This window comes from Cupriavidus metallidurans CH34 (assembly GCF_000196015.1).
Classification (GTDB): domain Bacteria; phylum Pseudomonadota; class Gammaproteobacteria; order Burkholderiales; family Burkholderiaceae; genus Cupriavidus; species Cupriavidus metallidurans.
The window spans coordinates 3,487,159-3,508,634 of the sequence record NC_007973.1 but is presented as its reverse complement, the minus strand read 5'-3'; the positions used below and the strand labels follow the sequence as shown (position 1 = coordinate 3,508,634).

Annotated in this window: 20 protein-coding genes and 1 tRNA gene; 13 read left to right on the top strand and 8 right to left on the bottom strand. The window is 63.3% G+C overall.

Annotation, left to right across the window (positions count from 1 at the left end; genetic code table 11):
* Window positions 1–19 precede the first annotated feature (19 nt).
* Window positions 20–766 carry a Nif3-like dinuclear metal center hexameric protein gene (locus tag RMET_RS16210; RefSeq protein WP_011517714.1) on the top strand — a complete coding sequence of 249 codons (747 nt, stop codon included), beginning with the start codon at window positions 20–22 and terminating at the stop codon, window positions 764–766.
* A 15-nt stretch (window positions 767–781) separates the two neighbouring features.
* Here RMET_RS16210 and mscL read toward each other — a convergent pair whose 3' ends face one another.
* The gene (gene mscL, locus RMET_RS16205) at window positions 782–1,216 is read right to left on the bottom strand and encodes a large conductance mechanosensitive channel protein MscL (protein ID WP_011517713.1); all 435 of its coding nucleotides are present in this window, start codon (window positions 1,214–1,216) and stop codon (window positions 782–784) included.
* A 219-nt stretch (window positions 1,217–1,435) separates the two neighbouring features.
* Here mscL and petA point away from each other — a divergent pair, with 219 nt between their 5' ends.
* The 6 genes from petA to RMET_RS16175 all read left to right on the top strand — a co-directional run bounded on the left by petA (window position 1,436) and on the right by RMET_RS16175 (window position 5,787).
* Window positions 1,436–2,053: a ubiquinol-cytochrome c reductase iron-sulfur subunit gene (gene petA, locus RMET_RS16200; protein ID WP_011517712.1), complete on the top strand. Its 618-nt coding sequence runs from the start codon at window positions 1,436–1,438 to the stop codon at window positions 2,051–2,053.
* A 2-nt stretch (window positions 2,054–2,055) separates the two neighbouring features.
* Window positions 2,056–3,459 carry a cytochrome b gene (locus RMET_RS16195; RefSeq protein WP_011517711.1) on the top strand — a complete coding sequence of 468 codons (1,404 nt, stop codon included), beginning with the start codon at window positions 2,056–2,058 and terminating at the stop codon, window positions 3,457–3,459.
* Between the two features lie 37 nt (window positions 3,460–3,496).
* Entirely contained in the window at window positions 3,497–4,240 is a 744-nt protein-coding gene (locus RMET_RS16190; RefSeq protein WP_011517710.1) for a cytochrome c1, read from the top strand.
* 278 nt (window positions 4,241–4,518) lie between these two features.
* Window positions 4,519–5,130, top strand: a complete 612-nt coding sequence (locus RMET_RS16185) for a glutathione S-transferase N-terminal domain-containing protein (protein ID WP_008643086.1) — start codon at window positions 4,519–4,521, stop codon at window positions 5,128–5,130.
* A gap of 31 nt (window positions 5,131–5,161) precedes the next feature.
* Window positions 5,162–5,659 (top strand): ClpXP protease specificity-enhancing factor, encoded by a 498-nt coding sequence (locus RMET_RS16180; protein WP_011517709.1) that lies wholly within the window; start codon window positions 5,162–5,164, stop codon window positions 5,657–5,659.
* 52 nt (window positions 5,660–5,711) lie between these two features.
* Window positions 5,712–5,787, top strand: a tRNA-Thr gene (locus RMET_RS16175).
* A gap of 173 nt (window positions 5,788–5,960) precedes the next feature.
* On the opposite strand, the gene RMET_RS16170 is transcribed toward RMET_RS16175, so the two are convergent.
* Window positions 5,961–7,652 (bottom strand): GGDEF domain-containing protein, encoded by a 1,692-nt coding sequence (locus RMET_RS16170; protein WP_035821295.1) that lies wholly within the window; start codon window positions 7,650–7,652, stop codon window positions 5,961–5,963.
* Window positions 7,653–8,120: 468 nt separating this feature from the next.
* Here RMET_RS16170 and RMET_RS16165 point away from each other — a divergent pair, with 468 nt between their 5' ends.
* Entirely contained in the window at window positions 8,121–9,020 is a 900-nt protein-coding gene (locus RMET_RS16165) for an endo alpha-1,4 polygalactosaminidase (RefSeq protein ID WP_011517707.1), read from the top strand.
* 13 nt (window positions 9,021–9,033) lie between these two features.
* Here the strand turns inward: RMET_RS16165 and RMET_RS16160 are convergent, their stop codons facing one another.
* Both RMET_RS16160 and RMET_RS16155 read right to left on the bottom strand, forming a co-directional pair.
* Window positions 9,034–9,531 (bottom strand): M48 family metallopeptidase, encoded by a 498-nt coding sequence (locus RMET_RS16160; protein ID WP_011517706.1) that lies wholly within the window; start codon window positions 9,529–9,531, stop codon window positions 9,034–9,036.
* 41 nt (window positions 9,532–9,572) lie between these two features.
* Window positions 9,573–9,794, bottom strand: coding sequence for a hypothetical protein (locus tag RMET_RS16155; RefSeq protein WP_011517705.1), 222 nt, complete (start codon window positions 9,792–9,794; stop codon window positions 9,573–9,575).
* Window positions 9,795–9,935: 141 nt separating this feature from the next.
* On the opposite strand from RMET_RS16155, the gene ettA reads away from it, so the two are divergent.
* Window positions 9,936–11,603: an energy-dependent translational throttle protein EttA gene (gene ettA / locus RMET_RS16150; protein WP_008643099.1), complete on the top strand. Its 1,668-nt coding sequence runs from the start codon at window positions 9,936–9,938 to the stop codon at window positions 11,601–11,603.
* Window positions 11,604–11,686: 83 nt separating this feature from the next.
* Here the strand turns inward: ettA and RMET_RS16145 are convergent, their stop codons facing one another.
* The gene (locus RMET_RS16145; RefSeq protein ID WP_011517703.1) at window positions 11,687–12,829 is read right to left on the bottom strand and encodes a metallophosphoesterase; all 1,143 of its coding nucleotides are present in this window, start codon (window positions 12,827–12,829) and stop codon (window positions 11,687–11,689) included.
* Window positions 12,830–12,926: 97 nt separating this feature from the next.
* On the opposite strand from RMET_RS16145, the gene RMET_RS33975 reads away from it, so the two are divergent.
* Both RMET_RS33975 and RMET_RS16140 read left to right on the top strand, forming a co-directional pair.
* A complete protein-coding gene (locus RMET_RS33975) occupies window positions 12,927–13,124 on the top strand; it encodes a hypothetical protein (protein ID WP_011517702.1) in 198 nt (65 codons plus the stop codon).
* Window positions 13,097–15,532, top strand: coding sequence for a carbohydrate-binding protein (locus tag RMET_RS16140; RefSeq protein ID WP_011517701.1), 2,436 nt, complete (start codon window positions 13,097–13,099; stop codon window positions 15,530–15,532). The genes RMET_RS33975 and RMET_RS16140 overlap by 28 nt, the downstream gene beginning before the upstream one ends.
* 46 nt (window positions 15,533–15,578) lie before the next feature.
* Here the strand turns inward: RMET_RS16140 and RMET_RS16135 are convergent, their stop codons facing one another.
* The 3 genes from RMET_RS16135 to RMET_RS16125 all read right to left on the bottom strand — a co-directional run bounded on the left by RMET_RS16135 (window position 15,579) and on the right by RMET_RS16125 (window position 18,479).
* The gene (locus RMET_RS16135; RefSeq protein ID WP_011517700.1) at window positions 15,579–16,946 is read right to left on the bottom strand and encodes an MATE family efflux transporter; all 1,368 of its coding nucleotides are present in this window, start codon (window positions 16,944–16,946) and stop codon (window positions 15,579–15,581) included.
* Entirely contained in the window at window positions 16,933–17,445 is a 513-nt protein-coding gene (locus tag RMET_RS16130; RefSeq protein WP_011517699.1) for a winged helix-turn-helix transcriptional regulator, read from the bottom strand. Before RMET_RS16130 ends, RMET_RS16135 begins: the two co-directional genes overlap by 14 nt.
* A gap of 113 nt (window positions 17,446–17,558) precedes the next feature.
* A complete protein-coding gene (locus RMET_RS16125) occupies window positions 17,559–18,479 on the bottom strand; it encodes a LysR family transcriptional regulator (RefSeq protein WP_011517698.1) in 921 nt (306 codons plus the stop codon).
* Between the two features lie 124 nt (window positions 18,480–18,603).
* Between RMET_RS16125 and RMET_RS16120 the strand changes: the two genes are divergently transcribed.
* Both RMET_RS16120 and RMET_RS16115 read left to right on the top strand, forming a co-directional pair.
* A complete protein-coding gene (locus RMET_RS16120) occupies window positions 18,604–20,106 on the top strand; it encodes an acyl-CoA synthetase (RefSeq protein WP_011517697.1) in 1,503 nt (500 codons plus the stop codon).
* 109 nt (window positions 20,107–20,215) lie between these two features.
* Window positions 20,216–21,187 carry a Bug family tripartite tricarboxylate transporter substrate binding protein gene (locus RMET_RS16115; protein ID WP_011517696.1) on the top strand — a complete coding sequence of 324 codons (972 nt, stop codon included), beginning with the start codon at window positions 20,216–20,218 and terminating at the stop codon, window positions 21,185–21,187.
* Window positions 21,188–21,476 lie beyond the last annotated feature (289 nt).

Below are 21,476 nucleotides of genomic sequence, written 5' to 3'. Positions count from 1 at the left end.
TTGGATTTTTGAGCAGAAAATGAAAACAAAAGAGCTTGAATTGTACTTGAACGACCTGCTGCAGGTTTCCCGTTTCAAGGACTATTGCCCGAATGGACTCCAGGTGCAGGGTCGGCCGGAGGTTGCCCATATTGTCACCGGTGTGACGGCGAGCTTGGCGCTGATCGATGCGGCGATCGAAGCCGGCGCGGACGCCATCCTCGTGCACCACGGCTATTTCTGGAAAAATGAGGACGCCTGTATCGTTGGCCAGAAACACGCCCGCCTGAAGCGCCTGCTGGGCGCCGATATCAATCTGCTGGCGTACCATCTGCCGCTAGACAGCCATCCTGAGCTTGGCAACAACGCCCAACTGGGTCTGCAGCTCGGGATCACCCCGACGGGCCGCTTCAGCGATGATCAGTTGGGCTGGACCGGCACGCTGCCGCAGCCCATGCCGCTCAGCGCCTTTGCGGCCCATGTGGGTGGCGTGCTGGAGCGGGAGCCGCTGGTCATCGGCGACGCCGACCAGATGATCCGCACTGTGGGCTGGTGTACCGGCGGCGCGCAGGGGTACTTCGCGGCCGCGGTGGACGCGGGCGTGGATCTTTATATGAGTGGGGAGGTGTCCGAGCCCACCACGCACCTGGCGCGGGAGAGCGGCGTGGCCTATCTGGCTGCCGGTCATCATGCGACGGAACGCTACGGCATCCGTGCAGTGGGCGAACATCTGGCGCAGCGCTTCGGGCTGCGTCACACTTTCATCGACATTCCGAACCCGGTCTGAGCCGGGCCGCAATCATCAGCTGCGCGGGGCTTTCAGGCTGTCGCGAATTTCGCGGAGCAGAACAATATCTTCCGGCGTGACGGCCGGCGCGGCAGGCTCTGCCTCCTTTTCGCGCATCTTGTTGAAGGCACGCACCATCATGAAAATGATGAATGCGAGAATCACGAAATTCACCACGATGGTCAGGAAATTTCCGTAAGCAAATACCGGCACGCCCGCTTTTTTCAGCGCATCCAGCGTTTGCGGGGTGCCTGGGGGGGGATCCGCCAGCATGACAAACATGTTGGAAAAGTCGAGTTTTCCCACGATTCTGCCGATGACAGGCATGATCAGGTCATTAACGACCGAATCGACGATCTTGCCAAATGCCGCCCCGATGATGACACCGACCGCCAGGTCGATGACATTGCCACGCATGGCGAAGGTCTTGAACTCGCTCATCATTCCCATAGCGCTATTCTCCGTTTTGTTGTTCCAGATTAACGTCTGAGTTTGACAGAGACTGCATCATCGCACCCTCGAGTGCAAGTCTGGATGCGGAAATTGCGTCTCCATGACCGATAAAAGCGCGGTCGGCTATCCGTAGTTCGCCTATCGTCGCCAGATGTGCCTCAGGTATAATTTTTTGTTGACGCAAGATTCAATTGATGACATCCCCTGGGGTTTGGAATGAGTGACCAGCAAGACGTGAAGAGCGTGGACAAAGGTCGCCGCAATTGGTTGATCGCGACTTCTGTCGCAGGCGGCGTAGGAGGCGTAGCAGTAGCAGTACCGTTCGTGAGTACCTTTGCACCTTCCGAGAAGGCGAAGGCTGCGGGCGCACCGGTCGAGGCGGACATTGGCGCCCTGAAGCCCGGTGAGATGATGACGGTGGAGTGGCGTGGCAAGCCAGTCTGGATTCTGCGGCGCACGCCGGAGATGATGGCTTCCCTGAAGAAGACCGACGCCGAAGTCGCAGACCCTAATTCCGACGTCCCCTTCACGATGCCGACGCCGGAGTACTGCAAGAACGAAAGCCGTTCCCGTGCCGACCACAAGGACCTGCTGGTCGTGGTTGGAATCTGTTCCCACCTCGGCTGCTCGCCATCCGGCCCATTTCCCGCAGGCGCCAACCCTCAGCTCGGCGCTGATCCCGGCTTCCTCTGCCCGTGCCATGGCTCGACCTTCGACCTGGCTGGCCGCGTGTTCAAGAACAAACCGGCCCCGCAGAACCTTGACGTACCCCCGTACCAGTTCCTGACCGACACCAAGCTCGTGATCGGCAAGGACGAGAAAGGAGAAGCCTGATCATGGCGGCCGAAAAAGAAGTCAAGACTACCGGGCTGCTGGGTTGGATCGACGCCCGCTTCCCAGCCACCCAACTTTGGGAAGACCACCTCTCCAAGTACTACGCGCCGAAGAACTTCAACTTCTGGTACTTCTTTGGTTCGCTCGCACTGCTGGTGCTGGTGATCCAGATCGTCACCGGCATCTTCCTGGTGATGAACTACAAGCCGGACGGCACGCTGAACGCGGCTGGCATTCCAGTGGCATTCGCCAGCGTGGAATTCATCATGCGCGAAGTGCCATGGGGCTGGCTGATCCGCTACATGCACTCCACCGGCGCTTCGGCGTTCTTCGTCGTGGTGTACCTGCACATGTTCCGGGGGCTGCTGTACGGTTCGTACCGAAAGCCGCGCGAACTGGTCTGGATCTTCGGCTGCCTGATCTTCCTGTGCCTGATGGCCGAAGCGTTCATGGGCTACCTGCTGCCCTGGGGCCAGATGTCCTATTGGGGCGCGCAGGTGATCGTGAACCTGTTCTCGGCGATTCCGGTGATCGGCCAGGACCTGTCGCTGTTCATCCGCGGTGACTACGTGGTGAGCGATGCCACGCTGAACCGATTCTTCTCCTTCCACGTGATCGCGGTGCCGCTGGTGCTGCTGGGCCTGGTGGTGGCGCACATCATCGCGCTGCACGAAGTGGGCTCGAACAACCCGGACGGCGTGGAAATCAAGGCGAAGAAGGATGAAAACGGCATTCCGCTCGATGGCATCCCGTTCCACCCGTACTACTCGGTGCATGACCTGCTGGGCGTGGCCGGCTTCCTGATCATCTTCTCGGCCGTGATCTTCTTCTTCCCGGAGGTGGGCGGCTATTTCCTGGAAGCCAACAACTTCTTCCCGGCGGATCCGTTGAAGACACCGCCGCACATCGCGCCGGTGTGGTACTTCACGCCGTTCTACTCGATGCTGCGCGCAACCACGGCGAACTTCCTGCCGATCCTGTGGGCGTTCTTCGCCATCGTGCTGGGCATGGTGTTCCTGCGCACCAAGGATGCACGCATCAAGATGGGTTCGGTGGCGATCCTGGTGATCCTGGCCGTGGGCTTCTATTTCATCGACGCCAAGTTCTGGGGCGTGCTGGTGATGGGCGGATCGGTGATCGTGCTGTTCTTCATGCCGTGGCTCGATTGCTCGCCGGTCAAGTCCATCCGCTACCGTCCCGCATTCCACAAGACGATCCTGGTTGTCTTCGTGGTGGTGTTCCTGATCCTCGGCTACCTCGGCGTGCAACCGCCGTCGCCGGTGGGTGAGAAGGTGTCGCAGCTCGGTACGCTGCTGTACTTCGCCTTCTTCCTGACCATGCCGCTGTGGAGCCGTGCCGGCACGTTCAAGCCGGTGCCGGAGCGCGTCACGTTCCATCCGCACTAAGACGCTGCGCGACCCTACAAGAGGACAAGGACACAAGATGAAAAAGTTGCTTTCGATCTTCGCACTGGTCGGCGCTTGTTTCGCGGCAATGCCCGCGATGGCTTCAGAAGGGGGCTTCCCGCTGGAGCCGGCGCCGCTGGACACGAGCGATGTGTCATCGCTGCAGCGCGGTGCCAAGCTGTTCGTCAACTACTGCCTGAATTGCCACGGCGCGTCGATGATGCGCTACAACCGGCTCAAGGGCCTGGACCTTACCGACGAACAGATCCAGCAGAACCTGCTGTTCTCGGCGGGCAAGGTGGGCGAAACGATGACAATCGCGATGCACCCGAAGGACGCCAAGGCATTCTTCGGCGCGATTCCCCCGGACCTGTCGGTCATCGCCCGCGCTCGCGGCAACGACTGGCTCTACACGTACCTGCGCACGTTCTACCGTGATGACACCCGCGCCACGGGCTGGAACAACCTGGTCTTCCCGAGCGTCGGCATGCCGCACGTGCTGTGGGAACTGCAGGGCCAGCGCGCCGCCAAGTTCGCGGAAGCCGAGGAACACGGCGAGAAGGTGCACAAGTTCACAGGTTTCGAGCAGATCACCCCGGGCAAGCTGAGCTCGCAGGAATATGACCAGGCCGCAGCCGATCTGGTGAACTACCTGAACTGGATGGCCGAGCCGGAACAAAGCCATCGCAAGCGTCTGGGCGTGTGGGTGCTCCTGTTCCTGGGCATGTTCACCGTGTTTGCCTGGCGCCTGAATGCCGCTTACTGGAAAGATGTGAGGTAAGCCTGTGTGGCTTGTCAGGCTGGTTGTAACAGCCTGGCGGTGCCCGCCGAAGGGCCGGCGCGGAGGTTGCAGCAGTGCAGCACCGCGTCGGCCCTTTTGTTTTACGCGACACCGGGCTGCCGTTCGGTCAAGTCGGCTTGGGGGCACACCTTGTATTTGTAACTTATTTGCTTTTCGATAGGGCGTTCTGACAGAATGTTTGCCCTGTCCGACCTAGCTCTGCCAAGTTCGCTGAAGTTATATCGATCTGGCGCACTCCACACCCAAGGAATTCAACCATGATGGTGTTGTATTCGGGTACCACTTGCCCGTTTTCCCAACGTTGCCGCCTTGTCCTGTTCGAAAAGGGCATGGACTTCGAGATCCGCGACGTTGACCTGTTCAACAAGCCGGAAGATATCTCGGTGATGAACCCGTACGGCCAGGTACCGATCCTCGTCGAACGTGACCTGATCCTGTACGAATCGAACATCATCAACGAGTATATCGACGAGCGCTTCCCGCACCCGCAGCTGATGCCGGCCGACCCGGTGCAGCGCGCCCGTGCCCGTCTGTTCCTGTTCAACTTCGAGAAGGAACTGTTCACGCACGTCTACGTGCTGGAAAACGAAAAGGGCAAGGCCGCTGAAAAGAATCACGAGCGCGCCCGCGCCGCGATTCGTGACCGCCTGACGCAACTGGCCCCGATTTTCGTCAAGAACAAGTACATGCTCGGCGAAGAGTTCTCGATGCTCGACGTCGCCATCGCCCCGCTGCTGTGGCGTCTGGATCACTATGGCATTGAGCTGTCGAAGAACGCCGCGCCGCTGCTGAAGTACGCCGAGCGTATCTTCAGCCGCCCGGCCTACATCGAAGCTCTGACCCCGTCTGAAAAGGTGATGCGTCGCTAAGACACATCCGACGTCGCCACCGCAAAGCGTAATGTCTGAAACATCCACCAAGCCCTATCTGATCCGGGCCATTTACGAATGGTGTACGGATAACGGCTTCACGCCGTACATCGCAGTCTTCGTCGACGGCAATACCAGCGTGCCGCGCGAATTCGTGAAGAACAACGAAATCGTGCTGAACGTGAGCTTCGACGCGACCAGCGGTCTCGATATGGGGAACGAGTGGATTACGTTCAGCGCGCGCTTCGGTGGCGTGTCGCGCAAGATCGAAGTGCCCGTGGATAACGTGCTGGCGATCTACGCGCGTGAGAACGGCCAAGGCATGGCGTTCCCGGTGGAACGTAGTATCCCCGAAACCCAGGCTGCGACGGAGCGGGAGAACAACCCGCCGCCGAAGCTCGCCTCGGTCGACAGCGATACGCCGGCGCCGGTAACGGCGGAAGAGGGCGTCTCTCCTGACGACGACCCGACGCCGCCGTCCGTGCCACGCATCGGCGGGAAGAAGCCTTCACTGAAGGTGGTCAAATAAGCCATCGTCAAAGCGGTCCGCTTGAAGTAGAATCGCGGACTGCACCAAAAATGCCGGCTTAGCTCATCAGGTAGAGCAGTTGATTTGTAATCATCAGGTGGCGGGTTCGAGTCCTGCAGCCGGCACCAAGAATTATGTGAAAAGGCCACGCGAGAGCGTGGCCTTTTTGCTTTTTGAGTACCTTATGTCGATGGTCGACGTAATGGGGCGATGTTATGTCGGATGGGGATGTCGACTGTAGCATCTAAAGAGTATCTGGCGGCCAGTGGCGACGTGATAACAGTTGCTTGGCGTCCGCCACTCAACCAACCATCAGTTCCCAATCCCCCTCAATCCGATTCCTCCCCCCGCGCTTCGCCCGATAAAGCATCAGATCCGCCTGCCTGATCAGCGCCGAGAGGTCCTGGCCCACATCCTCCCGGCGTCCGATGGCGACGCCGAGGCTGACCGTCATGCCGAACGGTCTGGCGCTCTCCAGCGTCACCCGGATCTCGCGCAGCTTTTCCTTTAGCTGCTCGGCGAGCCTCAACGCTTCGCCGGGTGTGCTCACCAGCGAAACCACCGCGAATTCTTCCCCGCCAAAGCGCGCGGCCAGGTCTCCGGTACCCAGCACTTCCCGGCACACGGCGCCAACGATCTCAAGCGCCCGGTCCCCCGCGATATGCCCATATGTGTCGTTGATCCGCTTGAAATGGTCGATATCGAACATCACCAGCGCGACGTAGGGTTTGTCGGCTGCAGGGCTTGCGCACAGGTCGCAAGCCCGTGCTTCGAGTGCGCGACGGTTCAGCAACTGCGTGAGCGCGTCCGTTTCCGCCATGGTGGTCAGCTGGGCGATCAGTCGCTGGCGGTCTTGTTCCAGTTGCTGCTTGTCCAGGCTGTAGCGCTTGAGTGTGTGAACGGCCTCGAGCAGCGCTCGGATTTCGCCACGGTAGTTGTTGGGCGATGGCACGCGTACGGAGAGATTGCCGTTCGCAATGGCCAGGATGGACCGTGTGGCCGCGAAGAATGGTTTCAGGATCTGCCGGCGAAACAGCGAATGCAGCCAGATCATCGTTCCCAGCAGCGCGAAGGCGATGGCGAATGCGCCGAGCAGCAGCGTCAGGGTGACGTCGCGGTTGCGGTGCAAGCGCGCGCGGGCGTGGTCGAGAATCTCGTCGCGCAACTGGACGATCGGCAGCATCGTCGGCACATACTGCGCGGCGAAATCACCGGTGGTGATGCCGGCGCCCATCGGACGTTTCGCGCGGCGGTAGACCTTGGTGACATAAGCCAGTCCGGCTTCGCCATACACCATGCCGACACGTCTTACCGCTTCCGGCGCGAGGGTAGGGTGATGGCCGGCGTGCGATGCCAGGAGCGTGCGAAGCTGCTCCACGCGGCCCTCGCTGTTGAAGATGCGTTGCTGCTCCTGTTCGGTCAGTTGCCGGTCCGATGCGAGCGCGCCCGTAAAGCGCGAACCGAGCAGCCCGGCGTGTTCGCGCAGCGCGGCCGCGAGCCGGGCCATCTGCAGGACGTCCAGGACTGCAGCGTCGCCGCTGACGATGTCCCCGATGGTGCCATCGGCGATGCCTGCAATGATCGGGATGACGTTCGCCATGTGGTTAACGGCGTTGTCCAGCAGCTCTGGGGATCGGGTCTGGCGCGGCACCAGCAGTACGTCGTCGGCATGTTTGCGCGCCTCCGCCAGCATGGTGATCGCGTGGGTGGCTGTCACGTAAAGCGCGGCGCACTCCTCGCAGTGGCTAGCCTCGATCGCTGCGTCGAGGTCACGCAGACTGGCATCGCTTTCCTCGCGGGCCTTGCGTAGTGCCGCGATGCGCTGCGCCGGCATCGGTACATCCTCGCCAAGCACGGCATTCATGGGGCCGCGTTCTGCTGATACCTTTTCCATCGCCAGCAGCGCCGCACGGAAGATCTCGAAATCCGAGAGTGCCTGGTCGCTGCGCGAGAATGCTTGCCACTGATGAGAGACCAGCCAGGCCAACAGCATCAGTACGGCAAGGCAGGCACCGGCGGAGACTCTTAGGAAGCGCTGACTGACAGAATATTGCGGAGTTGCTGCCTCGGGCTTCTCTGGTCGCCCGGATGTTGCACACATAAGACTTGAAAATCGGACCTATAGCGATTGGGACCTCAAAATTGCGAAACGGACATTCGTTGTCCGTCCACGAGCGAAACTGAAAGTGACATTTTTGCGAACTCACAATCGAATCCGATATCGGTTACGGAGGCAAGCTTCTTGATGATCGGTGAGATGTGTTCGTGGCACCGGTGTCGCATTTCCACCCATCGACGCAAGTTGTCATTACCACCAGACCCGGCTCCGTGATAATGCGCCGTGCGTCACATATGCCTTTTCCACGAAAGACACTTCCCGTGTGTTGGCCGACTGCGCGGGCGGAAGAATATAGCGGCCAATTGAAGGTTTTGTTGGGGTTCAACTGGAAGGGCAATTGAAATGGATGGAAAACTGGCAAGCTCGGTGAGGGTGTGCCTTGCTGCGGTAACGGCCGTTATCGCAGTAGCGGCCTGTGGTGGTGGCGGGGACGACAATTCGGGCGGCACGGTGATTCGGGTGACGGAAGCCGCCACGCTTTCGACGAAGCAGGTGAACAACAGTATGGTCGCCAATCCAGTCCGCTGGATGCCATCGGTAACCGACACGTGGCAGCTTCAACTCCAGGGAAAACTCGATACGAGTTACAACGTCGCGGTCTACGTGCTCGACCTGTTCGACACGCCACCGTCGACCATTGCATCGCTCAAGGAGCAGGGCAGGCGAGTCGTCTGCTATTTCTCCGCGGGAAGCAGCGAGGACTGGCGCCCCGATTTCCAGAGTTTCCAGCCCTCGGATATGGGCAACGTACTCAGCGGCTGGGCGGGCGAGCGCTGGCTGGATACGCGATCCAGCAATGTGCGCGGCATCATGGCCGCGCGTATGGATTTGGCGGTCTCGAAGGGGTGCGACGGCGTTGATCCCGACAATGTCGATGGATATACCAATAACACCGGCCTGCCGCTCACGGCGGACACCCAGCTCGACTACAACCGCTTTCTGGCTAACGCGGCACATGCGCGCGGTTTGGCGATCGGATTGAAGAACGACGTCGGCCAGCTCACCGATCTGGCATCGTCATTTGATTTCGCGATTAACGAGCAATGCTTCCAGTACAACGAGTGCGGCGGATACTCGGCCTTCACGGCGCAAGGCAAGCCGGTGTTCAACGTGGAATATGCGACGAAGTGGAAGGATGCGACAAAGCGGCCGGCGTTATGCGCCAACGCTGCCGCGCTGAGTATCCGGACGCTGGTGCTGCCGCTGGCGCTGAACGACAAGTATCGGTATAGCTGCGACTGATTCTGGGAGATTCTCAGGCGCCGCCGCGCTTTTCCATCTCTCGCCACGCCAGGAATAATCGCGTGTCGAATTCCAGTTGGTGGTAGCGCGGCTCCATATATTCGCAGAGCCGGTAGAACGCCTTGTCGTGGTCGGTCTCTTTCAAATGAGCGAGCTCGTGCACGACGATCATGCGCAGGAATTCCGGTGGTGCTTCCTTGAACAGCGACGCCACCCGGATTTCCTTCTTGGCTTTCAGCTTGCCACCCTGCACGCGAGAAATCGCGGTATGCAGCCCCAGCGCGTGCTGGGCGGTGTCCAGCCGCGCGTCATAACGCACCTTGTGCAGCGGTGGCGCGCTGCGCAGGTATTCCTGCTTGATCTCGGAGGTGTAGTCGTAGAGCGCGCGGTCGGTCTGGATCGTGTGGCGGTCCGGGTAGCGCCGGGCGATGTGCTCGCCCAGACGGTCGGCATCGATCAGTGCGCGCACCTGCGCGAGCACATCGGGCGGATAGCCGCCAAGAAAACGCATCGGGTCTTTCGCGCCCGGGCGCCACGCTTCATTCACGATGCTCAGTGATGGTGGTGGTGATGCATCCAGCTGTTGTCCATCGAATTCACGAACGACTCGACGGCGTCCTTGTCACCGATGGCATGGCGCATCATTTCGCCGCACTTGCAGAAGCCCTGGTACGGGAGGATGTGCGAGCACGCGGACGTCTTCTGCAGGTACAGGGTGACGGGTTTTGTGCACTTCTTGCACTTGAAACGGAGGGTCAGGGCGGCTTTGCTCATGGAATCGACTGCAATCGGGTTCGATTGGGAAACCAGATATTGTACTTGCCGCGCCCGATTTCATCCGGTGTGGCCGGGGCAGCGCCCGCCCGTTTGCTACACTCCCGCCATTCCCCGACATCCATCCGAACGCGCACCCCAATGGCACAGTACGTTTTCACCATGAACCGCGTGGGCAAGATCGTTCCGCCCAAGCGTCACATCCTCAAGGACATCTCGCTGTCCTTCTTCCCCGGCGCCAAGATCGGCGTGCTGGGCCTGAACGGCTCCGGCAAGTCCACGCTGCTGAAGATCATGGCCGGTCTCGACAAGGAGATTGAAGGCGAAGCCACGCCGATGCCGAACCTGAACATCGGCTATTTGTCGCAGGAGCCGCAGCTCGATCCCGAGCAGACCGTGCGTGAATCGGTCGAAGAGGCGCTCGGCGGGGTGTTCGAAGCCCGCAAGAAGCTCGACGAGATCTACGCCGCCTACGCCGAGCCGGACGCCGACTTCGACGCGTTGGCTGCCGAGCAGGCCAAGTACGAGGCGATCCTGTCCGCCAGCGACGGCAATAACGCCGAGCTGCAGCTCGAAATCGCCGCCGACGCGCTGCGCCTGCCGCCGTGGGACGCCAAGATTGGCAATCTGTCCGGTGGTGAAAAGCGTCGCGTGGCGCTGTGCCGCCTGCTGCTGTCGCGCCCCGACATGCTGCTGCTCGACGAGCCGACCAACCACCTCGACGCCGAATCGGTCGACTGGCTTGAACAGTTCCTGACGCGCTTCCCGGGCACCGTGGTGGCCGTCACCCACGACCGCTACTTCCTGGACAACGCCGCCGAGTGGATTCTGGAACTGGACCGCGGGCACGGCATTCCCTGGAAGGGCAACTACAGCTCGTGGCTGGAGCAGAAGGAAAACCGCCTGAAGCAGGAAGAGGCCAGCGAATCGGCCCGTCAGAAGGCGCTGAACAAGGAACTGGAGTGGGTGCGCCAGAACCCGAAGGGTCGTCAGGCCAAGTCGAAGGCGCGTCTGGCCCGTTTCGACGAACTGAATAGCCAGGAATACCAGAAGCGCAACGAAACCCAGGAGATCTTCATCCCCGTGGGTGAGCGCCTGGGTAACGAGGTCATCGAGTTCGACAACGTCAGCAAGGGGTTCGGCGATCGCATGCTGATCGAGAACCTGAGCTTCAAGGTGCCGCCGGGCGCGATCGTCGGCATCATCGGCCCGAACGGCGCCGGTAAGTCCACCTTCTTCAAGATGCTGACTGGCAAGGAACAGCCGGACAGCGGTGAGATCAAGATCGGGCCGACGGTGAAGATGGCGTTCGTCGACCAGAGCCGCGATGCGCTGGACGGCAACAAGACCGTGTTCGAGGAGATCTCGGGCGGGTCGGACATCCTGACCGTGGGCAGGTACGAAACGCCGTCGCGTGCGTACATCGGCCGCTTCAACTTCAAGGGTGGCGATCAGCAGAAGCAGGTGGGCACGCTGTCAGGCGGTGAACGTGGCCGTCTGCACATGGCCAAGACGCTGATTGCCGGCGGCAACGTGCTGCTGCTGGATGAACCGTCGAACGACCTGGACGTGGAAACGCTGCGCGCGCTGGAAGACGCGCTTCTCGAGTTTGCCGGCTGCGTGATGGTGATCTCGCACGATCGCTGGTTCCTGGACCGTATCGCAACGCACATCCTCGCCTTCGAAGGCGACTCGCACGTGGAGTTCTTCCCTGGCAACTATCAGGAATACGAAGCCGACAAGAAGAAGCGTCTCGGCGAAGAGGCCGCGAAGCCGAAGCGCATTCGGTATAAGCCGATCACGCGCTGATAGGTAAAGCAGTTTTGATTGGCTCCCCTCTCCCACTTGTGGGAGAGGGGAGAAAACCATCCAGCCCTACGCCCTCACCAGCCTTACCCCCTCACCAGCCTCACGAGCGTAATCTCCGAAGGCGCCCCGAACCGCTTCGGCGGCCCCCAGTAGCCGGTTCCACGGCTCACATACACCCACAGGTTGTCATGCCGGTTCAGCCCATGCACGTAGGGCTGCTGCATCGGCACGAACAGGTTCCAGGGCCAGAACTGTCCGCCGTGGGTATGCCCCGACAGTTGCAGATCGAAGCCCGCCGCCGCAGCAGCCGGCGCAGTGCGTGGCTGGTGCGCCAGCAGCACGCGTGCTGCCGCGTCCCGGGGCGCGCCGTCCAGGGCCTGCACCGGATCGCTGCGATGGCTCTCGATGAAGCCCCCGGCCGTGAAGTCGGTCACGCCGCCGAGCACCAGCGAGGCGTCGCCCCGCTCGACCACCACGTGTTCGTTCATCAGCACGCGCAGCCCCAGGCGGCGCAACTCCACGATCCAGGCTTCCGCGCCAGAGTAGTACTCGTGGTTGCCTGTGACCACGTACGCGCCGTGCCGCGCCGATAGCCGCGCGAATGGCGCCGTGTGCGCGGAAAGCTCGCGCACCGAGCCATCGACCAGGTCACCGGTGATAGCGATCGCATCGGGCGCCAGGCTGTTCACGCGATCGACGATGCGATCGATATACGGGCGTTTGATGGTGGGGCCCACGTGGATATCGCTGATCTGCGCGATCGTGAAGCCGTGCAGCGCGTCGGGCAGGTTGGCGATCGGCACGTCCACTTCCTTGACCTTCGCCAGCCCGCGCGCCTGGAAGAAGCCGATCACCGTCACGGCGAGGGCCAGCGCAATCGCGCCCAGGGCGCTATAGCCCGTCAGGCCGGGCGGACGCCAGCCAATGGCTAGCGTCACCAACAGGAAGAGGTCGCGCGCAATGGTCAGCACCAGCAGCGAAGAGAAGAACCCCATCGCCATCATGCCGACCCACGAAAGCTGGTCGGCCCACGGCGTCGATAGTCGGCGCGCCATCAACGCGGCTGGCATCAGCAGGGTCGAGGCGATGAGCCACAGCACGGCAAGGCTGTGGACGATCATTGGCACCGGCAGACCGGGCAGCAGCCGCACGCCGATATAGACATGGAGTAGCGCCACGATCAGCACGGGGATCAGTAGCGAACGTCGGGAACGTATGGCACTCATGGCGGGGGCGCGAAGATGAGATCGTTAGAAAGTGAGGGCGCAGCCGGGGCGCTTCAAGGGGTTTCGAGAGGCGTAACATGAATCGGAGAGCATAAAGATGCACGCCACCATCCCGAAATTCCTGGCCGGCCCAGAGAAGGTGATCTGTCAGATTTCCGTGGTCATCCTGAATGTTTTCGAGGCGGATTGTTCCAGTCTTCGCACTACTTTAGATTCGACCGACGATACGAGCGGTGTCGCATACTGCTCACTCATGCCGGAGATCTCATGTCATTCCCGCAGCGCACGTTCCTGAGCCAGGCACTGATGGCAGCCGCCCTGCTGACGGCGGTCACGCCTGCCGTCCTGGCGGCCAATCCCGGAACCTCGGCCAGCGCGGCCCAGAAGCTGCCGTCGCTGAACTGGCCGCGCAACTTCGACGCCGCGGGGGAGCACATCGAGCTCTATCAGCCCGAGATCGAGAAATGGGAAGGCAACCGGCTGTCGGGTCGGGCCGCGGTGGCCGTTGGCGACAAGGACGGCACGCCCACCTACGGCGTGGCCCGGTTCTCGGCGCAGGCCGATATCGACAAGCCATCCGGGCTGGTTCAGCTCACGCAGATCCAGATCGATAGCGTTGACGTGCCCACACGCCCCGATGCGGCCGACAAGGTGCGCACGGCGCTGATCGGCCGGCTGCCGCCCAAGGGGCTGACCGTCCCGCTCGATGAACTGCAGGCCAGCTACGCGGTGTCGCAGGAACTGGCTCGCGCAACCAGGGTGCCGGTCAAGAACGACGTGCCGCAAATTTTCTTCGCGACCACGCCCACGCTGCTTGTGCATGTCGATGGCGAGCCGGTCTGGCGCGCAGTGGCAGGCACGCAGATCGAGCGCGCGATCAACAGCCGCGCGCTGATGCTGCGCGAGCAGGGCGGCGAATTGTGGCTGCAGGCGGCGGGTTACTGGTATCGGTCGGAATCGGCCGGTGGTCATTGGGATAGCGTGGCCAACCCGCCCGCGGCCGTGCTGGGCGCCGCCAGCAAGCTGCAGGCGGCCAAGGACCAGACCAGGCCCGATCCGATGATGCCTGCCGATGGCAAGAAGCCCGCGCGGCCGCCCACCATATTGCTGGCAACCGGCCCTGCGGAACTGGTGGTCACCGACGGCGAGCCGCAGATGAAGCCGGTCGGCGGCGTCGAGCTGCTGACGGTGGGCAACGCCGATCACGCCGTGCTGCTGGACCCATCGACCAACCAGTACTACGTGCTGATCTCGGGCCGCTGGTTCCGGGCGCCGGTACTGAGCGGGCCGTGGGAGTTCGTCCCCGGCGACAAGCTGCCCGCCAATTTCGCCAAGATCTCGCCGCAGGACCCGAAGTCGAACGTGCTGGTGTCCGTCCCCGGCACGCCACAGGCCCGGGAAGCCGAGATCGCGGCGACGATTCCGCAGACGGCCTCGGTGTCGCGCACCAAGGCCACGATGACCGCGACCTATGATGGCGCGCCGAAGTTCGAGCCGATCACCGGTACGTCGCTGCGCTACGCGGTGAACACCGGCACGCCCGTGATCGAGGTCGATAGCGGCCGCTACTACGCGGTGTCGAACGGCATTTGGTTCACCTCCAGTGCGCCGGATGGCCCGTGGGTGGTCGCGACCGAGGTGCCTTCCGCGATCTACACGATTCCGCCGAGCTCGCCGGTGTACTACGTGACCTATGTGCGCATCTATTCGGTGACGCCGGAAACGGTAGTGGTGGGTTACACGCCCGGCTACATGGGCGTCGTGGTCAGCCCGGACGGCACCGTGGTCTACGGCACCGGCTACGTCTATCCGCCGTATGTCGGCACCTACTACTACGGATACCCGGTGACCTATGGCTATGGCGCCGGGTTTGGCATCGGCGTGGCCGAAGGCTTCGCTTTCGGATTCGCGGCTGGCGCGATCTGGGGCGCGGCGGCTCCGTACTGGGGGCCGTACTGGTGGGGCGGCCCGTACAACTGGAACTACGTGAACGTGAACCAAGCCAACTTCTATGGCCGTTGGGGGCAGGGCACGGTCACGCACGCCGAGGGCTGGAATGCCTGGACGGGCACGCAATGGCGCGGCACGGCCGGCTACGGCTATAACGCCGCTACCGGGGCGCGCTACCAGGGCAGCCGGGGCGCCGCGTTCAATCCGTACTCGGGCAACTATGCGGCGGGGCGTCAGGGCTCGTTCGCCAATCCTTCCACCGGCCGCGAAGGCGCCGCGCGTGGCGGCGTGGTCGGCAATGAGTACAACGGCAACTATGCGGCAGGGCGACAGGCTGCGGGCTACAACGCGCAGACTGGACGCGTCGGCGCTGCGGAAGCGGGCGTCGCGGGCAATACCCAGACCGGGCAGCACACGGCGGGCAGCCGCGGATTCGTCGCCAACCCGGACAAGGGCAATGCCGTGGCCTGGAACAACGGCAATGTCTACGCCGGGCACGACGGCAACGTCTACCAGCACACCGACAACGGCTGGCAGCAGCACACGCCCAACGGCTGGCAACCGGTGCAGCCGAACAACAACGTGCAGGGCCAGCTCGAGCAGCAGCGCCAGGCGCGCGAGGCCGGCCAGCAGCGCTTCAACAGTTCAGCGGCGCAGCAATGGCAAGGCCGTTTCGGTGGCGGCGGATTCCAGGGCGGAGGTGGACGCCTCGGTGGTGGTGGCGGCCACTTCCGCGGGGGATTCCGCAGGTAAGGAGGCCGCCATCAACCAATCGCCATTAGCGGCTGACCACCAGCCGTTAGTGGCGCGGCGACCATTCCCCCTTGCGCACGCCGATGGCCGTGACGAGTCCGTATGACGTGATGCCGAGCGCCACGCCGAGGAAGTGTCCGTCAAGCCCCATCCCGGCGACGTTGGCCAGCAGCCAGCCACCGCCCGCCGCCAGGGCGATACGACACAGGCCCGCGGCGATCGGCCAACGCATACGGCCCGCACCCATCGACGCGAAGTAGAGCGCCATCCCCAGCCCGAAGCCGCCGAACGCCGGGCCGACCCACGACAGCGCGCGCGCGGCAATCGCGCCGACGTTGGGGTCCTGGGTGAACAGTCCGGCAAACTGGTTTGGCGCCAGCCCGACCGCCGCCCCTACCGTCCCGGCAATCAGCAAGGCGAGCAACGCGCCGACCCAGGCGGTGCGGCGCGCGGTATGCCAGTCACCGGCGCCCACCGCGCGGCCCACCAGGGCTGTCAACGCGGAGCCCACGCCGAACGCGAGCGGGATCATCAGGAATTCGAGCCGCGCGGAGATGCCATAGGCAGCCACGGTCGTGGTGCCGTAATGCCGCAACTGGGCCGTGACGAGAATCGTGGTCAGGTTGGCGACCGATGCGAGAGCGCAGGCCACCAGGCCGATGGAGAGAATCCGGTAGAACAGCGCCTTCGACGGGCGGATGCGCAGCGACGGCACGAAGCCCGCGCCGCCACGGAACACCACATAGGCCATCACCAACGCCGCCCCCCATGACACGGCCGCCAGGGCCGCGCCGATGCCTGCCAGGCCCATGCCGACGCGCTCCGCCAACCACCAGGACAGCACCGGAAACACCACCCACATGCCGCCCAGCACACGTGCTGCCAGCGCGTGGCGTCCGCCACCGCGTAGCACCGATGCCAGCGTATTGGCCAGCCACGCGGGCACCGCACCGGCGCCGAACAGCCAGATCGCGTAGCTCGCCGCGGCTTCGGCCGCCGTCGCGCCGGCCACCGCACCGAACACACTGCGCGGAAAGCCTGCCAGCACGATTGCGAAAATCAGCCCGGCCGTCACCGCGATGATCAGCGCGTGGAGCACCAGCGACGATGCCTCCTCGCGCTTGCCACCGCCGAGCGCGCGCGCGATGGCCGATACCACGCCCCCGCCCATCGCCCCCGTCGACATCTGTTGCAGCAGCAGCGCGAATGGCAGCACCACGGCCCATCCGGCCAGCGATGCCGTACCTTGCCGCGCGGCCAGCCAGGTTTCGATCAGTTGCGCGCCGGCCTGCAGGAACGCCACCAGACTGGTCGGCGCGGCCAGCACGGCAATGCCGCGCGCGATCTCGGTGGCGGGCACCGGCTCGGCAAGGGCCGCCGAACCATCGAGCGCAAGCGCATCAGACTTTTGCATGATCGGCCGCCTCCGAGGATGGTTCGCCAAAACGCGCGCGCAGATATCGACCGGCGCCTGGGCCGGGTTTTACGCGCAGGTCGTCCACGGTGATCGCGCTGCCATCGTCGCGCGTCAGCTTGCCGGCGATGATTTCCTTGCCCTCGCGCTTGTCCTCGAGCACGGTGAGCGGACCCTTCGGATCGGCCAGCCACCGGTCCGCCCAGTCCTTCAGCGTAACGAATACGGGAAAGAAGTCGCGGCCCATCTCGGTGAGCACGTAGACGTGGCGCGCGCCGCCGCCAGGGGCCGGCACTTTGTCGAGCAGCCCGTGCTCGACCATCGTCTTGAGCCGGGCGCTAAGTATGTTCGGGGCGATGCCCAGGTTCTTCTCGAACTCATCGAAACGCAAACTGCCGTAGTAGGCCTCGCGCATCAGCAGAATCGCCCACCGCTCGCCCAGCATCGCCATCGACCGCGCGATCGGGCAAGGCATGGTGGAAAAATCGGTCGGTATCATGTGTCTCCTCGCTCTTTTACTTTCAGGTTGCAAGTTATGACATGGATCATAGCTTGCGAATTGAAAGTTTGCAGGGCGAGTGCAAATCGACGATGCCGTGCGATGTGGAGTTTTCAGCGCTCCTTGAACACGTCCAGCTCCGCCACCGTCTCGCGCAGGAAGCTGATCAGCGCCCGCGTGGCCATCGACAGATGCGGATTCGCAGTGGTGAAGATGTAGAGCCGGTTGCCCAGTCCCTTGGGCTTCCAGTCGGGCAGCACGGGTACCAGCGTGCCGCGCCGCACATCTTCCCAGGTCATGTAGAGCGGCAGCAGGCTGATGCCGTGCCCCTGGCGCACGGCATTCATCAGGAAGGGAAAGTGTTCGGACTGCAGGTACGGCGTGATGTCGACATCCTCGCGTTCCGGGCCGTCGCAGGTATCGCGGCCCAGGGTCAGCAGGAAGCGCCTGGACGTGTAGGGCGGGCAGAGGAAGCGGCAGGCGGCCAGATCGGCGGGCTCCCGGATTGGCGCAATGCCGGCCAGATAGGCGGGCGAGGCACAGAGTTGCCAATGGATCGGGCACACGTCGCGCGCCACCGTATCGAGCGGCGGCTCGGACGTTACCTTGAGCGCCACGTCGATTTCCGCCGCGATCAGGTCGGTCACACGGTTGGCAAAGAACACGCGCAGCGAGATGCCCGGGTGCTTCTCGGCGAACTGCAGCAGCAGCGGGGCGATGAACGCATCGCCCAGGCCGGTGGGCACGCTCACGCGCACATGACCGCGCAGCGTCTTGCCCAGGCTGTCGATCTCGGCCTGCGCGGCCGCCACTTCCTGCAGGATACGCAAGCCGTGCTCGTAGAGCGATTGTCCCGCGTCGGTCATCTCTAGCCGGCGCGTGGTCCGCCGCAGCAGCATCGCGCCGGCCTGTTCTTCCAATTGGCCAAGCTGGCGGCTGATCTGCGAGCGCGTGACACCGCGCCGCCGGCCGGCTTCGGCCAGATTGCCGGCTTCCACGATGTCGACGAAAGCCTGGACGAGATGGAGATCCATAAAGCGCCTGAGTGAGCATTGTCAAGTTTGACGCAACATTGTGATTCCAGTCGGAGGCATTGTCGATGCCAGTAGGCACCGCTACAGTGTTCGGTCAACAAAATGCGCAGACAGGAGACCCCGCATGGCCGCAGACCTCTGGTTCGAATCGTTGCACCGCACCGGCACCGAAGTGCTCGACCGCGGTAATCGGCTGGCGGGTGGCCTGCGGCGGCTGGGGCTTGAGGAGGGCGCGGTGGTGGCCGTGATGCTGCGCAATGACCCGGTGTTTGCCGACGTCGTCTTCGCGTGCCGGACGGCCGGCGTCTACTACTGCCCGATCAACTGGCATTTCACGCCGGAGGAAGCCCGCTTCCTGCTGGAGGACAGCAGCGCCCGCGTGCTGATCATCGAGGCCGATCTGTTCCCGTCGATGCGCGAAGTGATTCCCGCAGGCATGACCGTGCTGACCGTGAACGGCAGCGACGCCGATGCCACCATCACCATCGCCTACGAACCCTGGCTCGCCACGCAATCGCCGTACGACGGCCCACGCGTTGCGCCACGTGGACATCTGGCCTATACGTCGGGCACCACCGGCCGTCCCAAGGGCGTGCTGCGCAGCGCGGTGCCGCTGGGTGAACTCGAGGACCAGACCGCGCGCATGCGATCGGTGGTGGCCAAGGCAATCGGGATCGTGCCGGGGTGCCGTGCGCTGATGTCCGCGCCGCTCTATCACAGCGCGCCCGGTGTCTTTATCCAGAACGCGCTGCAGATGGCCGAGCGCCTGGTACTGACGCCGCGCTTCGACGCCGAGCAGGTGCTGGCGCTGGTCGAGAAGCATCGCATCGACGTGCTCTACCTGGTGCCGATCATGTACGTGCGCCTGCTCAAGCTGCCGCCCGAGGTGCGCGCGCGCTACGACCTGTCGTCGATCCGCTTTGTCGCGTCCACGGGCTCGCCGTGCGCCCCGGAGGTCAAGCGCGCCATGCTCGACTGGTTCGGCCCGGTGATCCACGAAACCTATGCGTCGAGCGAGGCGGGCATGGTCACCGTGGCCACACCCGAGGATGCGGCCGAGCGTCCGGGCACGGCGGGGCGTCCGGTTGATGCGGCCAGCGTGCGCATCATCGACGAATCCGGACGACCCTGCGCGCCAGGCGAAGTCGGGCTCGTGTACGTCCGCCAGCCCGCCTATCCCGATTTCACCTACCTGAACAACGATGCCGCACGACGGACGATCGACGTGGACGGTCGCGTCACGCTTGGCGACATGGGGTACCTCGATGCGGATGGCTACCTGTTCATCTGCGACCGCGCGTCGGACATGGTCATCTCGGGTGGCGTGAACATCTATCCGGCCGAGATCGAGCATGAACTCGTGCGCTATCCCGGAGTGGCCGATTGCGTGGTGTTTGGCGTGCCGGACGACGAGTATGGCGAGCGGCTCCACGGCGTGATTCAGCCCATGGCCGGCACAACGCTCGATCCGGTGGCCGTGATCGACTGGATGCGAGGCCGGCTGTCCGGCTTCAAGGTGCCGCGCACGATCGAAATCGTCGCGCAGTTGCCGCGCGACGAAACGGGCAAGCTGGCAAAGCGCCGGCTGCGCGACCAGCACTGGGCAGGGCGGCAGCGAAGGGTTTGATGGAAGCCGGCCGCGACGGCGACGGCGTCGGCCACTGACAGGCTCCGCTTTCCCGCTTTGCGGGGGAGGGGAGACAACACACATAAAACACAAAGCAGCAGGAGACAACATGCATCGCAGAACCGCCATCCTGGCCGCGGCAGCGCTCGGCCTTGCCACGACCCTGTCATCCGCGTCCGCCGCATGGCCGGATCGGCCCATCAAGCTCGTGGTGCCCTACGCGCCCGGCGGCTCGACCGACCAGTTCGGTCGCGGGATCGCCGAAGGCGTGTCGCGGGAACTGAAGCAGCCGGTGCTCGTGGAGAACCGCCCCGGCGCAAACACGATGATCGGGACGCAGAGCGTGGCGCGCGCGCAGCCGGACGGCTACACGGTGCTGCTGGTCACCAGCGCGAGCATGGTGCTGAATCCGATGCTCTACAAGAAGCCCGGCTACGAGCCGCAGGAGTTCAAGATCATCACGGTCGGCGTGGAAGCGCCACTCGTGGTGGTCGTCAACAACCAGGTGCCGTCCAACAACATCAAGGAGTTCGCGGCTTACGCCAAGGCTGCCAATGGCAAGCTCAATTACTCGTCGGTGGGGCTCGGCAATTCGTTGCAGCTCGCCACGGAGATGTTGAAGACCGAACTCGGCATCGAGATGACGCACGTGCCGTACAACGGCTCGGCCCCGGCGCTGTCCGCGCTGCTGGGCAACAACGTCCAGCTTATGGTCGACGTGGTCAGCACGTCGCTGCCGCATATCAAGGCCGGCAAGCTCAAGGCGCTGGCCGTGACCGGAAGTTCGAGGCTCGACGTGCTGCCCAACGTGCCGACCGTCGCCGAAAGCGGCTACCCGAACTTCCGCGCCGCCACATGGTTCGGCCTGGCGGTGCCGGCGCATACGCCGCCCGAAGCCGTCGCAAAGCTGCAGGCCGCTGCATCGCACGTGCTGACGGAGGCGCAGTTCCGCAACACGTTCAACGCGCTCGGGTTCGTGGTACAGCCGCCGCGCACACAGGCTGAGATCGACCGCTACGTGACCGCCGATCGAGACAACTGGGGCAAGGTGATTCGCGCCAACCACATCACGCTGGATTGAGATTCAGAGGCGCTATCAAAATGATTCTGGCGTCGTTGCGCGGCCTTGCCGTACTACTTGTACTGTCTGCGGCCGCGCCCTTGCAGGGCGCGCATGTGCTCGCAGGCACATGCCGTTCCGCAGGCGGCTCGCATACGAGCCGAAACCCCTGCTTCACCCTAGCCAGAACCGCTTCGCTTCATTGTGATGGCGCCTCTTAGCCTGAATCCTGGGGGACAGCGGGAGCGACGGGCGTATAGTTGAGGGCTGCCGGAGGCGCTGGATGCCTCCGGTAGCCTCTGTCATCTTC

Coding starts and splice junctions, on each gene's coding strand:
- RMET_RS16210 (WP_011517714.1), top strand. CDS start 20: ATGAAAACAAAAGAGCTTGAATTGTACTTGAACGACCTGCTGCAGGTT.
- mscL (WP_011517713.1), bottom strand. CDS start 1,216: ATGGGAATGATGAGCGAGTTCAAGACCTTCGCCATGCGTGGCAATGTC.
- petA (WP_011517712.1), top strand. CDS start 1,436: ATGAGTGACCAGCAAGACGTGAAGAGCGTGGACAAAGGTCGCCGCAAT.
- RMET_RS16195 (WP_011517711.1), top strand. CDS start 2,056: ATGGCGGCCGAAAAAGAAGTCAAGACTACCGGGCTGCTGGGTTGGATC.
- RMET_RS16190 (WP_011517710.1), top strand. CDS start 3,497: ATGAAAAAGTTGCTTTCGATCTTCGCACTGGTCGGCGCTTGTTTCGCG.
- RMET_RS16185 (WP_008643086.1), top strand. CDS start 4,519: ATGATGGTGTTGTATTCGGGTACCACTTGCCCGTTTTCCCAACGTTGC.
- RMET_RS16180 (WP_011517709.1), top strand. CDS start 5,162: ATGTCTGAAACATCCACCAAGCCCTATCTGATCCGGGCCATTTACGAA.
- RMET_RS16170 (WP_035821295.1), bottom strand. CDS start 7,652: ATGCTGTTGGCCTGGCTGGTCTCTCATCAGTGGCAAGCATTCTCGCGC.
- RMET_RS16165 (WP_011517707.1), top strand. CDS start 8,121: ATGGATGGAAAACTGGCAAGCTCGGTGAGGGTGTGCCTTGCTGCGGTA.
- RMET_RS16160 (WP_011517706.1), bottom strand. CDS start 9,531: ATGCGTTTTCTTGGCGGCTATCCGCCCGATGTGCTCGCGCAGGTGCGC.
- RMET_RS16155 (WP_011517705.1), bottom strand. CDS start 9,794: ATGAGCAAAGCCGCCCTGACCCTCCGTTTCAAGTGCAAGAAGTGCACA.
- ettA (WP_008643099.1), top strand. CDS start 9,936: ATGGCACAGTACGTTTTCACCATGAACCGCGTGGGCAAGATCGTTCCG.
- RMET_RS16145 (WP_011517703.1), bottom strand. CDS start 12,829: ATGAGTGCCATACGTTCCCGACGTTCGCTACTGATCCCCGTGCTGATC.
- RMET_RS33975 (WP_011517702.1), top strand. CDS start 12,927: ATGCACGCCACCATCCCGAAATTCCTGGCCGGCCCAGAGAAGGTGATC.
- RMET_RS16140 (WP_011517701.1), top strand. CDS start 13,097: ATGTCATTCCCGCAGCGCACGTTCCTGAGCCAGGCACTGATGGCAGCC.
- RMET_RS16135 (WP_011517700.1), bottom strand. CDS start 16,946: ATGCAAAAGTCTGATGCGCTTGCGCTCGATGGTTCGGCGGCCCTTGCC.
- RMET_RS16130 (WP_011517699.1), bottom strand. CDS start 17,445: ATGATACCGACCGATTTTTCCACCATGCCTTGCCCGATCGCGCGGTCG.
- RMET_RS16125 (WP_011517698.1), bottom strand. CDS start 18,479: ATGGATCTCCATCTCGTCCAGGCTTTCGTCGACATCGTGGAAGCCGGC.
- RMET_RS16120 (WP_011517697.1), top strand. CDS start 18,604: ATGGCCGCAGACCTCTGGTTCGAATCGTTGCACCGCACCGGCACCGAA.
- RMET_RS16115 (WP_011517696.1), top strand. CDS start 20,216: ATGCATCGCAGAACCGCCATCCTGGCCGCGGCAGCGCTCGGCCTTGCC.